Annotated in this window: 14 protein-coding genes; 4 read left to right on the top strand and 10 right to left on the bottom strand. The window is 68.4% G+C overall.

What is annotated here, in order from left to right; translation table 11 throughout:
* Window positions 1–191 precede the first annotated feature (191 nt).
* On the bottom strand, window positions 192–929 hold the full coding sequence (locus tag SNAS_RS14255) for a DUF7873 family protein (protein ID WP_013018139.1): 738 nt from the start codon (window positions 927–929) through the stop codon (window positions 192–194).
* A 175-nt stretch (window positions 930–1104) separates the two neighbouring features.
* On the opposite strand from SNAS_RS14255, the gene SNAS_RS14250 reads away from it, so the two are divergent.
* Window positions 1105–2127, top strand: coding sequence for a LacI family DNA-binding transcriptional regulator (locus SNAS_RS14250; RefSeq protein WP_013018138.1), 1023 nt, complete (start codon window positions 1105–1107; stop codon window positions 2125–2127).
* 58 nt (window positions 2128–2185) lie between these two features.
* On the opposite strand, the gene mmsB is transcribed toward SNAS_RS14250, so the two are convergent.
* From mmsB to araB, 6 genes are all read right to left on the bottom strand, one after another.
* Window positions 2186–3412 carry a multiple monosaccharide ABC transporter permease gene (gene mmsB / locus SNAS_RS14245; protein ID WP_013018137.1) on the bottom strand — a complete coding sequence of 409 codons (1227 nt, stop codon included), beginning with the start codon at window positions 3410–3412 and terminating at the stop codon, window positions 2186–2188.
* The gene (mmsA, locus tag SNAS_RS14240; RefSeq protein ID WP_013018136.1) at window positions 3409–4959 is read right to left on the bottom strand and encodes a multiple monosaccharide ABC transporter ATP-binding protein; all 1551 of its coding nucleotides are present in this window, start codon (window positions 4957–4959) and stop codon (window positions 3409–3411) included. The genes mmsB and mmsA overlap by 4 nt, the downstream gene beginning before the upstream one ends.
* Window positions 4960–4988: 29 nt before the next feature.
* On the bottom strand, window positions 4989–6068 hold the full coding sequence (gene chvE / locus SNAS_RS14235) for a multiple monosaccharide ABC transporter substrate-binding protein (RefSeq protein WP_013018135.1): 1080 nt from the start codon (window positions 6066–6068) through the stop codon (window positions 4989–4991).
* A 37-nt stretch (window positions 6069–6105) separates the two neighbouring features.
* Window positions 6106–7464, bottom strand: coding sequence for an L-fucose/L-arabinose isomerase family protein (locus SNAS_RS14230; RefSeq protein WP_013018134.1), 1359 nt, complete (start codon window positions 7462–7464; stop codon window positions 6106–6108).
* 65 nt (window positions 7465–7529) lie between these two features.
* On the bottom strand, window positions 7530–8198 hold the full coding sequence (locus SNAS_RS14225) for an L-ribulose-5-phosphate 4-epimerase (RefSeq protein ID WP_013018133.1): 669 nt from the start codon (window positions 8196–8198) through the stop codon (window positions 7530–7532).
* Window positions 8195–9865, bottom strand: coding sequence for a ribulokinase (araB, locus tag SNAS_RS14220; RefSeq protein WP_013018132.1), 1671 nt, complete (start codon window positions 9863–9865; stop codon window positions 8195–8197). Before araB ends, SNAS_RS14225 begins: the two co-directional genes overlap by 4 nt.
* 157 nt (window positions 9866–10022) lie before the next feature.
* On the opposite strand from araB, the gene SNAS_RS14215 reads away from it, so the two are divergent.
* Entirely contained in the window at window positions 10023–10538 is a 516-nt protein-coding gene (locus tag SNAS_RS14215) for an AAA family ATPase (RefSeq protein WP_013018131.1), read from the top strand.
* Here SNAS_RS14215 and SNAS_RS14210 read toward each other — a convergent pair.
* Entirely contained in the window at window positions 10517–11281 is a 765-nt protein-coding gene (locus tag SNAS_RS14210; RefSeq protein WP_013018130.1) for an SDR family NAD(P)-dependent oxidoreductase, read from the bottom strand. The genes SNAS_RS14215 and SNAS_RS14210 overlap by 22 nt on opposite strands.
* 68 nt (window positions 11282–11349) lie before the next feature.
* Here SNAS_RS14210 and SNAS_RS14205 point away from each other — a divergent pair, with 68 nt between their 5' ends.
* Complete coding sequence (locus SNAS_RS14205) at window positions 11350–11937, top strand: TetR/AcrR family transcriptional regulator (RefSeq protein ID WP_013018129.1); 588 nt, start codon at window positions 11350–11352, stop codon at window positions 11935–11937.
* Here SNAS_RS14205 and SNAS_RS14200 read toward each other — a convergent pair.
* A complete protein-coding gene (locus SNAS_RS14200; RefSeq protein ID WP_013018128.1) occupies window positions 11934–12551 on the bottom strand; it encodes a hypothetical protein in 618 nt (205 codons plus the stop codon). The genes SNAS_RS14205 and SNAS_RS14200 overlap by 4 nt on opposite strands.
* A 40-nt stretch (window positions 12552–12591) precedes the next feature.
* Between SNAS_RS14200 and SNAS_RS34050 the strand changes: the two genes are divergently transcribed.
* Window positions 12592–13695 (top strand): TetR/AcrR family transcriptional regulator, encoded by a 1104-nt coding sequence (locus tag SNAS_RS34050; RefSeq protein WP_013018127.1) that lies wholly within the window; start codon window positions 12592–12594, stop codon window positions 13693–13695.
* On the opposite strand, the gene SNAS_RS14190 is transcribed toward SNAS_RS34050, so the two are convergent.
* Entirely contained in the window at window positions 13658–14551 is an 894-nt protein-coding gene (locus SNAS_RS14190; protein WP_013018126.1) for a LysR family transcriptional regulator, read from the bottom strand. The genes SNAS_RS34050 and SNAS_RS14190 overlap by 38 nt on opposite strands.
* Between the last annotated feature and the right edge of the window lie 33 nt (window positions 14552–14584).

Below are 14584 nucleotides of genomic sequence, written 5' to 3'. Positions count from 1 at the left end.
GGACTCGAACCAGCAATGACGAGGTCCCAAGGCAGGCACACGATCGCTTCGACGCCGAAGCGGCGAATGCTGAATCTAGAGCGAGAATCTGAGTCTGCGCGGCGGTTTGGCCGCGATCAGTCTGAACCTTAGTTTCAGCTTGCGCTCCATGCGCACCTCCGGGCTTTAGCGGCCCGGAGGAGTCTCGAAGGCTACCCGTTGCCGAACAGGTAACCGAACACCTTGTCCCCCACCTTGTAGTCGACGACCTCGGTGGCGTTGGCCTCCTCACGGGCGAACTTCACCGCGTGCTGCAGCTTCTCGACCCGGTCCAGCAGCTGCGACACCCGCTTGGCCGGGATCGCGCCGGAGAACTTCACCGTGTTCCAGTAACCGATCGTCACGTCTTCGTGGTACACCTCGACCTGGGCCGGGTGCTTTTCGGTGGCCTCGGCCTTGACGTGGTTGCGCGGCACCTTCTTGGTGCGGATCGTGCGCACCGGTTCGGTGGCGAAGCAGTCGGCCGAGTCGTTGAACGTCCACGACTCCGCCGCGTCCAGCACCGGAAGCGTCTTGATGAAACCGTGCAGTTCGGCCAGTTGCTTCTCCAGGAACAGCAGGTAGGTCACGGGGACCTCGGCCAGCAGCACCTCGTCGTCGATCGTGACGTCCGCGGTGGCGATGTTGTTGGTCGCGTCCTTGGCGCCGGTGACGTCGAACAGCCGGGACAGGCTGGCCGCGATCGACCGCAGCGTGTCCTCCGCGCGCACCTGCACCTTCGTCGACTCCGGGGGCAGCTGTTCGCCCTCCTCGTCCTTGGGCTGGTACGTCCGGGAGATACCCGACAGCAGCGGCTGTTTGGACAGTTCCCGGCCCGCGGCGCTCAAAGCACCCTGTGCCTTGGCCTTCACGCTCTTCTCGACCGCGATGATCTGGTTGAGCTTCGTCATATACACCTGCCTCTCCACTTCGGCGACTCGCAACAGTACGGTGTGGCCGTGGGCGACGGCAACACGTTTACCCGGCCCACGGCGGCCGGACGAAAACCTCGCCGCGTGGAACCGTCGCCGCACGTTAGCGTTAACATGGGTCGAGCCGACAGCGGCCGACAACCGAGGAGTGCCCGTGACGACAGCTTCGCCCGCCGGTAAACGGCCCGCGGTCATGACCGACGTGGCCCGGCTCGCGGGCGTGTCCCACCAGACCGTCTCGCGGGTGCTGCACGACAGTTCGCAGGTGCGGCCCGAGACCCGGGAGCGGGTGCTGCGCGCCATCGAGGAGCTCGACTACCGGCCCAACGCGATGGCGCGCGGGCTGGTCAGCCGACGGTCCACGATGATCGGCGTCATCACCTTCGACACCATCCTGTTCGGACCGGCCTCGACGCTGCTGGGCATCGAACGCGCCGCCCGCGCCAAGGGGTACGGCGTCAGCATCGCCACGCTGGAGAAACTGGATCGCTCCAGTGTGGTGGAGGCGGCGAACACGCTGGCGAACCAGGGGGTCAGCGGCATCGTCATCATCGCACCGCAGACCGCGGTCAGCTCGGCGCTGCACAGCATGCCCAGGAACCTGACGGCGGTGGCCGTGGAGTGTGGACCCGACAGCGGCCTGCCCGCGGTGTCGGTGGACCAGGTCGGTGGCGCCGCCCAGGCCACAGCTCACCTGCTCGAACTGGGGCACAAGACCGTGTGGCACGTGTCCGGCCCCGGCGACTGGCTGGAGGCCCGCGACCGCATCGAGGGCTGGCGTTCGATCCTGGAGCGGCACGGCGCCGTGGAGCCGCCGGTCATCACCGGCGACTGGAGCGCCCGGTCCGGGTACGCGGCGGGTGCGATGCTGGCGGCACAGCCCGACGTCACCGCCGTGTTCGCCGCCAACGACCAGATGGCGCTGGGCATGCTGCGGGCCTTCTACGAGAAGGGACTGCGGGTCCCCGACGACGTCAGCGTGGTCGGCTTCGACGACATCCCCGAGGCCCCGTTCCTGTCGCCGCCGCTGACGACGATCCGGCAGGACTTCGACGAGATGGGGCGCACCGCGATCGCGACCCTGCTGGCGATTCTGGACGGTGACAGCGACCCGCGTCCGGAGCCGATCGCCTCGACGCTCGTGGTGCGCGAGAGCACCGGCGCGCCGAAACGATAGGGGTGGCCCGGTGGGCGGACGTCCCGGCCGCCGCCGCTCCCACCGGACCACCGGTCAATCAGGACTTCACCCGCTTCTTGTTGTAGACGTCGAAGGCGACGGCCAGCAGCAGCACCACGCCCTTGATGGCCTGCTGCCAGTCCGGGCTCAGCCCCAGGATGGACATGCCCATGTTCATGACACCCATGACCAGCGCGCCGACGATGGCGCCCACGACGGTGCCGATGCCGCCCGAAGCCGAGGCCCCGCCGACGAAGGCCGCCGCGATGGCGTCCAGTTCGAAGTTCACCCCGGCCTTGGGCGACACCGAGGTCAGTCGCGCCATGAAGATGACCCCGGCCAGCGCGGCCAGGGCGCCCATGTTGACGAACACCCAGAAGGTGTTGCGTTTGGTCTTGACACCCGACAGCAGCGCGGCCTTCTCGTTGCCGCCCACGGCGTAGATCTGGCGTCCCACGACGGCCTTGTTCATCACGAACGAGTAGACGACGATCAACGCGATGAGGATCAGACCCAGCACCGGCAGTCCCCTGTGGAGCGCCAGTGTCACGCAGAAGGCGTTGATGACGACGGCCAGCGCGGCCACCCGCAGCCAGAACAGCACGCTGGGTCCGGTGGGGAGTCCATAGGCGACCCGCTGCTGCTGGCCGCGCCATTCCAGCCACACCACCACACCGGCGGCGAGGAGGCCGAGCGCGACGGTCGGCACGTGCAGGCCCTCGCCGCCGGGCAGGTAGCCGCGGGCCAGTTGCAGGAAGCCGTCGGGGAATCCGGCGACGGTCTGGCCGTCCAGCACTCGCTGTGCCAGTCCCCGGAACAGCAGCATGCCGCCGAGGGTCACGATGAACGCCGGGATGCGCATGTAGGCGATCCAGAAGCCCTGCCAGGCGCCGATAAGACCTCCGAGTACCAGCGCGACGACCACGACCAGCGGCCACGGCAGCTGCCACTGCACGATGAGGACACCGGTGACGGCGCCGACGAAGGCGGCCACCGAACCGACCGACAGGTCGATGTGGCCGTTGATGATGACCAGCATCATCCCGATCGCGAGGATCAGGATGTGGCCGTTCTGCATGATCAGGTTGGTGATGTTGACCGGGGTCAGGATGCCGCCGTTGTACTGGTAGGTCATCGCCTGGAACAGCAGCGCGATCAGCACCAGCGCGACGATCATCCCGTACTGGCGCAGGTTGCCGCGCAACGATTCCCGGATCGCCGACCACACGCTCGGGGTGGCGAGCACCGGTGCCTCGACGGTGTCGGGTTCGTCCAGTTTGCTCATTTCTCCACCGCCTTGGCCGTGGCCGGGCTGTTGGTCATCAACCTCATTACCTCTTCCTGAGTGGCGGCTTCGCGGGGTAGCTCACCGGTGATGCGGCCCTGGTTCATCGCGTAGACGCGATCGCACAGTCCCAGTAGTTCCGGCAGTTCCGAGGAGATGACCAGCACGGCCTTCCCCTCGGCGGCGAGCTGGTGGATGATCGTGTAGATCTCGTACTTGGCGCCGACGTCGATGCCGCGCGTCGGTTCGTCCAGGATCAGCAGTTCGGGGCGGGAGAACACCGCCTTGCCGAGGACGACCTTCTGCTGGTTGCCTCCCGACAGGTTCCTGGCCTTCTGGGAGATGGTGGGTGTCTTGATGCGCAGTCGATCGCGCAGCCGTTCCACCTCGATGACTTCCTTGTGGACGTCGATGATGGAGCGTTTGGAGACCTGCCGCAGGTCGGCGAGGGTGATGTTGCGGCGGATGTCCTCCTCCAGCAGCAGGCCGTACTGCTTGCGGTCCTCGGTGACGTAGGCGATGCCGTTGCGGATGGCCTCGGCGACGGTGTGGACCCGGATCGGTCTGCCGTGCTTGCGGACCTCGCCGGAGATCCTGTCGCCGTACGAGCGTCCGTAGACACTCATCGCCAGTTCGGTGCGTCCGGCGCCCATCAGCCCGGCCAGGCCGACGATCTCGCCGCGCCGGAACCGCAGGTTCGCGTCGTGTACCAGTTTGCGGTCACCGTGTTCGGGGTGGAACACGTTCCAGTCCCGGATCTCGAACAGCACCTCGCCGATGTCGGGGCGCCGGGGCGGGAACCGGTGTTCCAGGTCCCGGCCCACCATCGCCTTGATGATGCGGTCCTCGTCGACCTCGTCGGTGCCGACGTCGAGGGTCTCGATCGTCTTCCCGTCGCGCAGGATCGTGATCGAGTCGGCCACCGACAGCACCTCGCCGAGCTTGTGCGAGATGAGGATGCAGGTGATTCCCTGTTCCCGCAGGCGTTCCAGCAGCCGCAGCAGGTTGGCGCTGTCGGTCTCGTTGAGGGCGGCGGTGGGTTCGTCGAGGATCAGCAGCCGCACGTTCTTCGACAGCGCCTTGGCGATCTCGACCAGTTGCTGCTTGCCGACGCCGATGCCCGACACCAGTGCCTGCGGGTCGGCCCGAAGCCCCACCGTGGCCATGAGCTCCTGGGCGGCGAGGTTGGTGGCGCGCCAGTCGACGATTCCGGTGTGGGACCGTTCGTTGCCCAGGAAGATGTTCTCGGCGATGGACAGTTGCGGAATCAGCGCCAGTTCCTGGTGGATGATGACGATCCCGGCGGCCTCGGAACCACGGATGTCCTTGAACCGCGCCGGTTTGTCGTCCAGGAGGATCTCACCGGTGTACTCGCCGTACCGGTAGACGCCGCTGAGGACCTTCATCAAAGTGGACTTCCCGGCGCCGTTCTCGCCGACGAGGGCGTGGATCTCGCCGCGCCTGACGTCCAGGTTGACGTCGTCGAGGGCGCGGACGCCGGGGAATTCCTTGCCGATTCCCCGCATTCGCAGGATGTTCCGCGTCATTCGGGTTCACCTGTCCGTTCGGGCCCTCGTCACAGCCCCAGCTGCTTCTTCGTGTACTGCTTGGTCTCGACGAGGGCTTCCTCGACGTTGTCCTTGTCGACCGACACCGGTTTGAGCAGGTACGCCGGGACGACCTTCTTGCCGTTGTCGTAGGACTCGGTGTCGTTGGTCTTGGCCTTCTTGCCGTCGATGGCCGCCGAGGTCATCTCGACGGCGAGCTTGGCCAGCTTGCGGGTGTCCTTGTAGACGGTCTGGGTCTGTTCCCCAGCGAGGATCGACTTGACCGACGCGATCTCGGCGTCCTGGCCGGTGACCACGGGCAGCGGTTTGTCTCCTTCGCCGTAGCCGTCGCTTTGCAGCGCGGCGATGATGCCCAGGCTGATGCCGTCGTAGGGCGACAGGACCGCGTCGACGCGTTCGTCGCCGTAGTTGGCGTTGAGGATGTTCTCCATTCGCGACTGCGCGGTCTCGCCGTTCCAGCGCAGCGTGGTCACGTCGTCCATGTCGGTCTGTCCGCTGCGGACGACCAGCTTCTTGGACTTGATGTACGGCTTGAGTTTCGACATGGCGCCGTCGAAGAAGTAGGCGGTGTTGTTGTCGTCGGCCGAACCGGCGAACAGTTCGATGTTGTACGGGCCCTCGCCGTCGGCGAGTTTGAGTTTCTCCTCGATGTAGCCGCCTTGCAGTTCGCCGACCTTGAAGTTGTCGAAGGTGGCGTAGTAGTCGACGTTGTCGGTCTCGCGGATGAGCCGGTCGTAGGAGATGACCTTGATACCGGCGTCGGCGGCCTGTTGCAGCGCGCCGGTGAGCGAGGTGTTGTCGACCGGGGCGATCACCAAGGCCTTGACGCCCTTGGTGATCATGTTCTCGATCTGGGAGACCTGGGTTTCGATGACGTCCTCGGCGTACTGCAGGTCGGTGTCGAATCCGGCCTTCTTGAAGGCGGCCACCATGTTGTCGCCGTCGGCGATCCAGCGCTCGGAGGACTTGGTGGGCATGGCGATGCCGACGGTGCCCTTCTCGGAACCGGCGCCGCCGCACGCGGCCAGCACGGCGAGGGTGCTGAGACCGGCGGCCGAGGTCAGAAGGCTTCTTCGGTTGAGGTTCACGGGATTGCTCCTTCGGGGGGTGGTTGGCGTGGAGTGGCTAGACGTGGACGATGTCGATGTCGGCGAGTTCGGCGAACGCCTCCCAGTCGCGGGAGCGATGGCCCAGGTTCATCACCTGGTGGTGGGTGCCCCCGGCGCGCAGCCAGCCGTCCATGCAGGCGCGCAGTCCGCTGGTCGGCGCGAACTGGCCGTAGGGCATCTCCAGGGCCGGGAGCACCTGGCCGTCGAGGACTTCCCCTTCGGACACGACGAGCCGGAACCGGTTGCCGCCCAGCGACACCAGGCTGGCCAGGGTGGCCGGCCCGGGTTGGTAGCGGAACAGGAAGGTCGGCGGGTCGGCGAGTTTGCCGATGCCCAGCGGTCGTTTGATCAGCCGGACCGGTTCGTCGTCGCGGGCGATGCGCCAGTTGCCCTCCCCCATGTGGCTCATCAGGATCGACTCCGACGGGAAGTCCATGGCGTACATCTCGGTGAAGTGGCCGTCGCCGATGAGCTGGTGTCCGGCGTGGACCATGGCGGCGGCCATCGCGTCGCCCTCGGCACCGTAGCCGTATCCGGCGGCCATGAGACTGGACGCGGCGGCCAGCGGCAGCCGGTCGAAGCGGCCGTCCTCACCGATGGCGTCGAAGTGGGTCGAGTAGGCGGCGTACCCGCCGTCGACGAGGATCGACTCGATGGCCAGCTGCATCCGGGCGTGGTCGTCGCGTTCCTCATCGGACAGTTTCGGGTCGATCTCGAAGCGCTCGTCCTCGAAGGCCCGCAACGCGGCAATGGCCTCGTCGGTCACGGCTCGCATGCCCCGCCACAGTTCGCCCGGCGCGATGGCGCTGATCTCGGGGCCGAGGGTGCGCAGCAGCGCGTTCTCGTCGACGCGGATGTCGCCCATGTCGTTCATCGCGTACCCGAACACGCCGATCTTCAGCGACCGCCAGGCGGTGACGGCGCTGGCCGCCCGCGCCCAGCGGTCGAACCGGACGGCGAAGTCCGCCGAGCGCCAGTCCTCGGTGATGACCGCGAAGCGGCGTCCGGCCCGCACCATCGCGTTGGCGGTGTCCTGGGCGCCGTGGATGCCCTGGTTGTAGGTCATGTCGGCCATGTCCCAGGCGGGTGTGACGGCGGCTTCGGGCTGGATGTTGGCCAGGCACACCGGCATCCGGTTCTCGTTGAACAGCCGGGCCACCCGCATCGCGGGGCCGTAGGTCAGCATGGTCACCAGCACACCGTCCAGATCGGAGTCGGCGAAGCGGCGCATCGCCGACTCGGCGTCGGCGCGGTCCTTGACCGGCGGCGCCACCTCGAAGTCGGCGTGCTCGGACAGCCGGTGCGCGATGTCGGCGGCGTAACGGCCCTGCCGCTCGGTGATGCCGGGAATCATGTGGTCGTACAGGTCCTGCATGATGCCGAGGATCCCGATGCGTGGTCTGCGTGCTGGCTTCAAGACGGTGACTCCCTTGTCGAGGATTACTGGCCGTAGACGTTCTGGTAGCGCTGGTGCAGCCGGTCGATGTCGGACTGGTCGATGGGGACGGGCTCGCCCAGCGACCGCGCCAGGTGGGTGGTGCGGGCGACGTCCTCGCACATGACGGCCGCCTTGACGGCGGCCTTGGGGTCGGGTCCGACGGTGAAGACGCCGTGGTTGCGCATCAGGACCGCCGGGGAGCGGTGTCCGGCCAGGGTGGACACGATGCCCTTGCCGATCGAGTCGTCGCCGATCAACGCGAACGGCCCCACCGGGATCTCGCCGCCGAACTCGTCGGCCATGGCGGTCAGGACGCACGGCACCGGCTCGCCGCGCGCCGCCCACGCGGAGGCGTAGGTGGAGTGGGTGTGCACCACGCCGCCGACGTCGTCCATGTGTCGGTACACATAGGCGTGTGCGGCGGTGTCGCTGGACGGTGTCAGTTCGCCGTCGACCAGGTCGCCGTTGAGATCGCACACCACGATCGCCTCGGCGGACAGGTCGTCGTAGGACACGCCGCTGGGTTTGATCACCAGCAGGTCGGCGCCGGGCACCCGGGCGGAGACGTTGCCCGCGGTCCAGGCCACCAGGCCCCAGCGGACGAGTTCGGTGTGGAGCCCGACGAGCTGTTCGCGCAGCGCGGTCACGGCTTCGGGGAGTCTCGCGGTCACGACGAGGCTCCCGCCTCGTTGCGGATCCGGCGCAACCGGCGCAGCACGTCGTTGCCGCCGCGTCCGAAGTAGTCGTGCAGTCGCTGGTACTCGCCGTACAGGGTGTCGTATGCCTTGGCGCGGTGCCGGTCCGGCTTGTACACCCGTCGTTCGACGCGGCCCATGACCTCGGCCGCGGCCCGCACCGACGGGTAGGCACCGGCGGCGACGGCGGCGTGGATGGCTGAGCCGAGTGCCGGTCCCTGTTCGGAGCCGATGATCGACAGTGGCATGTCGCACGCGTCGGCGTAGGTGCGCATGATGAACTCGTTCTTCAGCAGACCCCCGGCGACCACCAGTTCGGTCACCGGCAGCCCGGCGTTGCCGAACGCCTCCACGATGGTGCGGGTGCCGAAGGCGGTCGCCTCCACCAGTGCCCGGTAGATGTCCTCGGGCCGGGTCGCCAGCGTCTGGCCGAGGATGACGCCGGACAGTTCGTGGTCGACCAGCACCGAACGGTTGCCGCTGTGCCAGTCCAGGGCCAGCAGCCCGTGCCCGCCGACGGGCTGGGCGGCGGCCAGTCCACTGAGGTATTCGTGCGGGTCGATGCCGCGGCGGCGGGCGGCGACCCCGTACGGGCCGGGAAGCTGGTTGTCGGTGAACCACGCGAAGATGTCGCCGACGCCGCTCTGCCCCGCCTCGTAGCCCCAGCTGCCGGTGACCACGCCGTTCTCGACCACGCCGCACATGCCGGGCACCTCGGCCAGCTGCTCGGCGTTGAGGATGTGGCAGGTCGAGGTGCCCATGACCGCCAGCAGCTGCCCGGGGTCGACGGCCTGGGCGGCGGGCGCGGTGACGTGGGCGTCCACATTGCCCACCGCGACCGCGATGCCCTCGTCGAGGCCGGTCCACACCGCCGCCTGCGCGGTGAGGCCACCGGCCCGGTCTCCCAACGCCGACAACGGATGTTCGATCTTGCCGGTGACCAGGTCGGCGAACTCGGGGTGCAGGGCACCCAGGAAGTCGGGGTCCGGCCACCGGCCGTCCTGGTGGATGCCCTTGTATCCGGCGGTGCAGACGTTGCGGTTCTCGTTGCCGCACAACTGCCACACGATCCAGTCGGCGGCCTCGATCCAGCGCTCGGTGTTGTGGTAGACCTCCGGGTCCTCCTCCAGCAGCTGCAACGCTTTGGCGAACTCCCATTCGGAGGAGATCCGGCCGCCGTAGCGGGCGATCCAGGGTTCGCGTCGTTCGTGGGCCAGGGCGGTGATCCGCTCGGCCTGGGCCTGGGCGGCGTGGTGCTTCCACAGTTTCGGGTAGGCGTGCGGCCGGGTCTCCAGTCCCGGTATCCAGCACAGTGGAGTTCCGTCGGCCAGGGTCGGTATCACGGTGCAGGCGGTGAAGTCGGTGGCGATCCCGATGACGGCGCCCGGGTCGATTCCGGCGTGCGCCACGGCTTCGGGGACCGCGTGGCGCAGGACGTCCAGATAGTCCTGCGGATCCTGCAGTGCCCAGTCGGGGGGAAGGTCCTCACCGGTGGCGGGCAGTTTCCGGTCGATGACGCCGTGCGCGTAGGAGTGCACGGCGGTTCCCAGTTCGGCGCCGTCGGCGACCCGCACCACCAGGGCCCGGCCCGACAGGGTGCCGAAATCGATGCCGACGACGCAGTGCTCGGACTGTGGGGTCATGTTGGATCGCTATCGCCGCAGGGAATGTTAACGCACACATTCTCAACATCGATCACGGCGAATGTCAATAGGGTGAACGGCACCGATTCGCGCTACCCGTGTTCACGTTGCCATTTCCGGAGTTCGAACGGCCCGAGCCCGCACGTATGATGCGGGCATGAAGCGGGTGCTGGTCACGGGTCTGTCGGGTACCGGGAAGTCGACGCTGCTGGAAGAGCTGTCGCGACACGGATTCAAGTGCGTCGACACCGACTACGACGGCTACTGTGGACCGGCGGACGGCTCACCGCCGCCGACGCCGGAGGCCCGGCCGGAATGGATATGGCGCCCGGAGCGCATCGACGCGTTGCTGTCGACTGAGGACGCCGAGGTGCTGGTCGTCAGCGGCTGCGTGGAGAACCAGGGCCGGTTCTATCCGCGGTTCGACCACGTCGTGCTGCTGACGGTACCGGCGGCGGTGATGGCCGAGCGGCTGCGCCACCGCGACACCAACGACTACGGCAAGGATCCCGGCGAGCTCGCCGAGTCGCTGGGCTACATCGAGACCGTGCAGCCGCTGCTGCGCCAGGGTGCCACGCTCGAAGTGGACACGAGCGCACCGCTGGCCGAGGTGGTCGACGCGGTGCTGACGCACCTCGGCCAGCGTCCGGATCAGCCGCGCAGTCCCAGGTAGAGCCCGCCGCTGGCGTCGATGGTCTGGCCGGTGATCCAGCGGGCGTCGCCCGAGGCGAGGAACGCGACCACGTCGGCGACGTCGGCGGCCTCGCCGAGCCGGTCGAGCGCGGTGATGGCGGCGAACTGCGCCTCGGGGCCGAGGGACGCGATGACGGCGGTGTTGGTCTCGGTCCGGGTGACCCCGGGCGCCACGGCGTTGACGGTGATGCCGCGGACGCCCAGCTGGCTGGCCAGGGTGAGGGTCATGGTCGCCAGCGCGCCCTTGGCCATCGCGAACGAGGTCTGGGTGGGGTTGGCGATCCGGGTGACGGCCGAGGTGAGGTTGATGACGCGGCCGTCGTCGTTCAGCAGCGGCAGTGCCTTCTGCACGGTGAAGTAGGGGGCCTTGACGTTCACGGCGAAGACGGTGTCGAAGGAGTTGGGGGTGTCGTCCTGGATGGGTCCGGCCGGTGGCACGGCGGCGCTGTTGACCAGGATGTCCAGTCGCCGCCCGGCCAGTCCCGCCTCCAGTCCGGCGATCAGGGTGTCGACGCCGTCGGGCTCGCCGAGGTCGGCGCGCAGCGGGAAGGCGGTGCCTCCGGCGCGTTCGATCCGCTCGACGGTGTGGTGCGCGGCGGCTTCGTCCCCGGCGTAGTGCACGCCCACCCGGGCGCCGTCGGCGGCGAGCCGAGTGGCGATGGCGCGTCCGATGCCGCGCGACGCTCCCGTGACCAGGGCGGTCTTGTTCTTCAGGTCGGTCATTGTCGGATCCAATTCGTGTTAGTGATTAACATGATGTTAGAAACTAACACCATGATAGTTTGTAACACGTGCCGGACATACGTGATCGTCGCCGCCGCGAGACGCGGCGTGCGCTACAGGAGCACGCGCTGCGGCTGTTCACCGAGCGCGGCTACGACTCGACCACCGTCAACGACGTCGCCGAGGCCGCCGGGGTGTCGGCGATGACGGTCTACCGGCACTTCCCCAGCAAGGAGGACCTGGTGCTGCTGGCCTCCTACGACGAGCTCATCGCCGAACGCGTCGCCGCGCAGCCGCCCGATCAGCCCGACGCCCGCCGCATCGGCCGGGCCATCGTGGACACCGCCACGGCCGGGGTGGCCTCGGACGCGGACCGGCGATCGCTGTTGGCGCTGTTGCGGCTCATGATCGACACGCCCGCGATCCGGGCCCGGCACCTGGACAGCCAGTACGCCACCCAGACCGCCATCGTCGAGGCGATGCGTACCGAGGCCACCGATCCCGAGACCGAGTTCCGGCGATGGGTCACCGCCGGGGCCTGCCTGGCCGCGATGCACGCGGCCGTGGTGCGTTGGGCCGATGAGGACGGTCGCCCCGAGTTGCCGGGCCTGATCGAGACCGCGCTGTCGGCCACCTTCGCCAACGAGTTCCCCTAACGCTCGTCGCGCGTCCGGCCGGTGACGGTGTTGAAGCTGTCGCGCAGGGTCATCGGCGCGATGTCCTCGCGCTTCGCCTCGCCGCGCAGGGTCTGTCGCATGTGGTCGTGGACGACGGCGTGCCGGTCGCGGCTCTCCGGCGAGAACCGCTGGCCGCTGGCCAAAGCCCGCAGGCCGACCACGGCCATCTCCCCCAGCAGTCCGATGCCGATGGCCAGCGTCGTCGGGCGCGCCTCGGGGTGCATGCCCGCGAACTTCGCCAGCAGCGCGAACCCGCCGCTGGCGACCAGCGACACGATCCACACGACGAAGGTGCGCCCCGTGTAGCGCTGCCACAGCACGCCGTTCTTGACGAACAGCCGCACGGTCGATCCGCGCAGCGCGCCGAATCCGATGCCGATGACGACACCGCCCGCCGCCCAGGCGTAGTCGGCGGGGTTGAGTCCGTCGGCCTTGAGCACCTCGTAGACGCCGATGCCGGTCAGGATCAGCGGCGGTCCGCACAGGTCGCGGGCGTTGAGGGGTTCGCCCGACAGTCGTCGCACGATCAGATAGGCCACCAGAGCGAGCACGGCGACGACGATCAACCAGGGGTGTTTATCTAGCACGTCCATGCTAAATAAGTTAGCACGCTAATGCTATAAACTGCCAGCCATGCCGAAGATCGTCGATCCGACCGAGCGCCGCACCGAAGTCGTCGACGCCGTGCTGCGCATCGCCGAACGCGACGGCCTGGAACAGGCCACCCTGCGCAACATCGCCACCGAGGCGGGCCTGGCCATCGGCTCGGTGCGCCACTACTTCACCGACCACGCCGAGGTCATGGAGGTGGCGATGAAGGAACTCGTCGACCGGCTCGGCGCCCGCATCCTCGCCAAGGCCGAACGCGTCACCCGGCCGGGAGTCGACCGGCGCGAGGCGGTCCAGTCGATACTGGAGGAGTTCCTGCCCTTCGACGCGCAGCGGCGGCTCGAATCGGCGGCCTGGCTCAGCTTCGTCAGCGCCTCCCGCACCGAGCCGCGACTGCGGCCGTTCGCGATCAAGATGCAGGACGGAACCCGCACCATCGTCGGCCGGATCGTCAAGCGCATCAAGGAATCCGGACGCGTACCCGAGGACTTCGACACGGACGTCGAGTCCGACCGGCTCACGGTGCTGATCGACGGGCTGACGCTGCGGGCCGTACTGCAACCGGACACACTGGACGAATCAGCGGCGCGGGCGGTGCTGCGTCGGCACCTGGACTCGCTGCTGGAGTCGTTAGGGCGAATACGGTTTCAGGCAGAACACCGTCTCGCCGTCGTCCTGGGTGATGACGGGCTGGGTGGGGTCGGGGCAGTCCTCGGCGGTCTCCACCTCGGCGGTGATGACATAGTCGCCGCGCTCCGCGTCGGCGCAGTCTATGGCCCTCGCGTCGGGACCGTCCTGTTTGGCGCAACCGTCGATCGCGAACTCCTCGGCGGTGTCAGTCGGGTCGGGGCGCTGCCCGCCCGGCGCGACGGATCCGAGGGTCTGCACGGTGATGACGACGGCCAGGACCGCCACGACGACCGCGCCGATGAGCAGGCCGTAGCGCAGCGCCGTGCGTCGCGGCCGGGGTTCGGGTGCGGCCGTGGGTGCCAGCATGAACGCCGGTGGCTCGTCCGGCCGCTGCGAGGTGGGCGGTTCGGCGGGCTCCGTCATGGCCGGATCCTAGCGGTTGCCACGGATACGGCGCGCGTCACGCCGTCGCGCCGGTCTCGGCGGCGGCCTCGTTGAACGCCCGCACCCGCGCGGTCGCGTTGTCCTTGCGCCACAACAGACCCCAGTCCACCGGCGGGGCGTCGCGAAACGGGACGTAGGCGACGTCGGGACGCACGTAGTACTTCTTCACTTGCGCCCCAACCGGAAACGCGCCCTCCCCCGCGCTGATGAGGGTGAGCATCTCGTTGAACGTCGCGCCGACGGGCCCCGGCTGGATCGGGCGGCCACCGGGCGTGCGACTCGACGAGCGGTCAGTGCGGGTGTGCTCGTCGACGGTGTCGGGCAGTTGCAGCAACGGCAGCGCGGCCAGGTCCTCTGCGTCCACGGATTCCTTCCGCGCCAACGGATGCGCGGCCGGGACGGCGAGCATGCGCGCGTCGGAGAACAGCACCGGGCCGCTGTCGACGTCGGGCGAGTGCACCGGCACCGGGCCCAGCGCCAGATCGGTGTCACCGTCGCGCAGCCACGGCAGCAGCTCCCCGATCTGCGCCTCCCGGATCCGCACCTCGCAGTCGGGGTGCCGGGCGCGGAACCGCTGCGTCGCCCGGACCAGGAACTGGCCCGCGGCGGCGCTGACGAACGCGACCCGCAGTGTGCCGGTGATGCCCTTGCCGGTGGCGATGGCGGTCTCGACCGCGGTGGTGATGCTCTGCCAGGCGGGCGCGATCTCGTCGCGCAGCCGACGGCCGACCTCAGTCAGTTCCACCCGGCGGCTGGTGCGGTTGAACAGCGGGACGCCGACGCGGCGCTCCAGTTTCTGGATGGTCTGGCTGACCCGGGCCGCCGACACCCGCAGCCGCCGCGCCGTCCGGCCGAAGTGCAGTTCCTCGGCCAGGGTGAGGAAGGCGTCCAGTTCGTGCTTCTCCAGCATGCCGTTCCCCTCCATCGTTAAGTCTGGCTTGAC

This window comes from Stackebrandtia nassauensis DSM 44728 (assembly GCF_000024545.1).
Taxonomy (GTDB): Bacteria; Actinomycetota; Actinomycetes; order Mycobacteriales; family Micromonosporaceae; genus Stackebrandtia; species Stackebrandtia nassauensis.
Note: the sequence above shows the minus strand (reverse complement) of the source record. Positions and strands in the feature narration are given on the sequence as shown.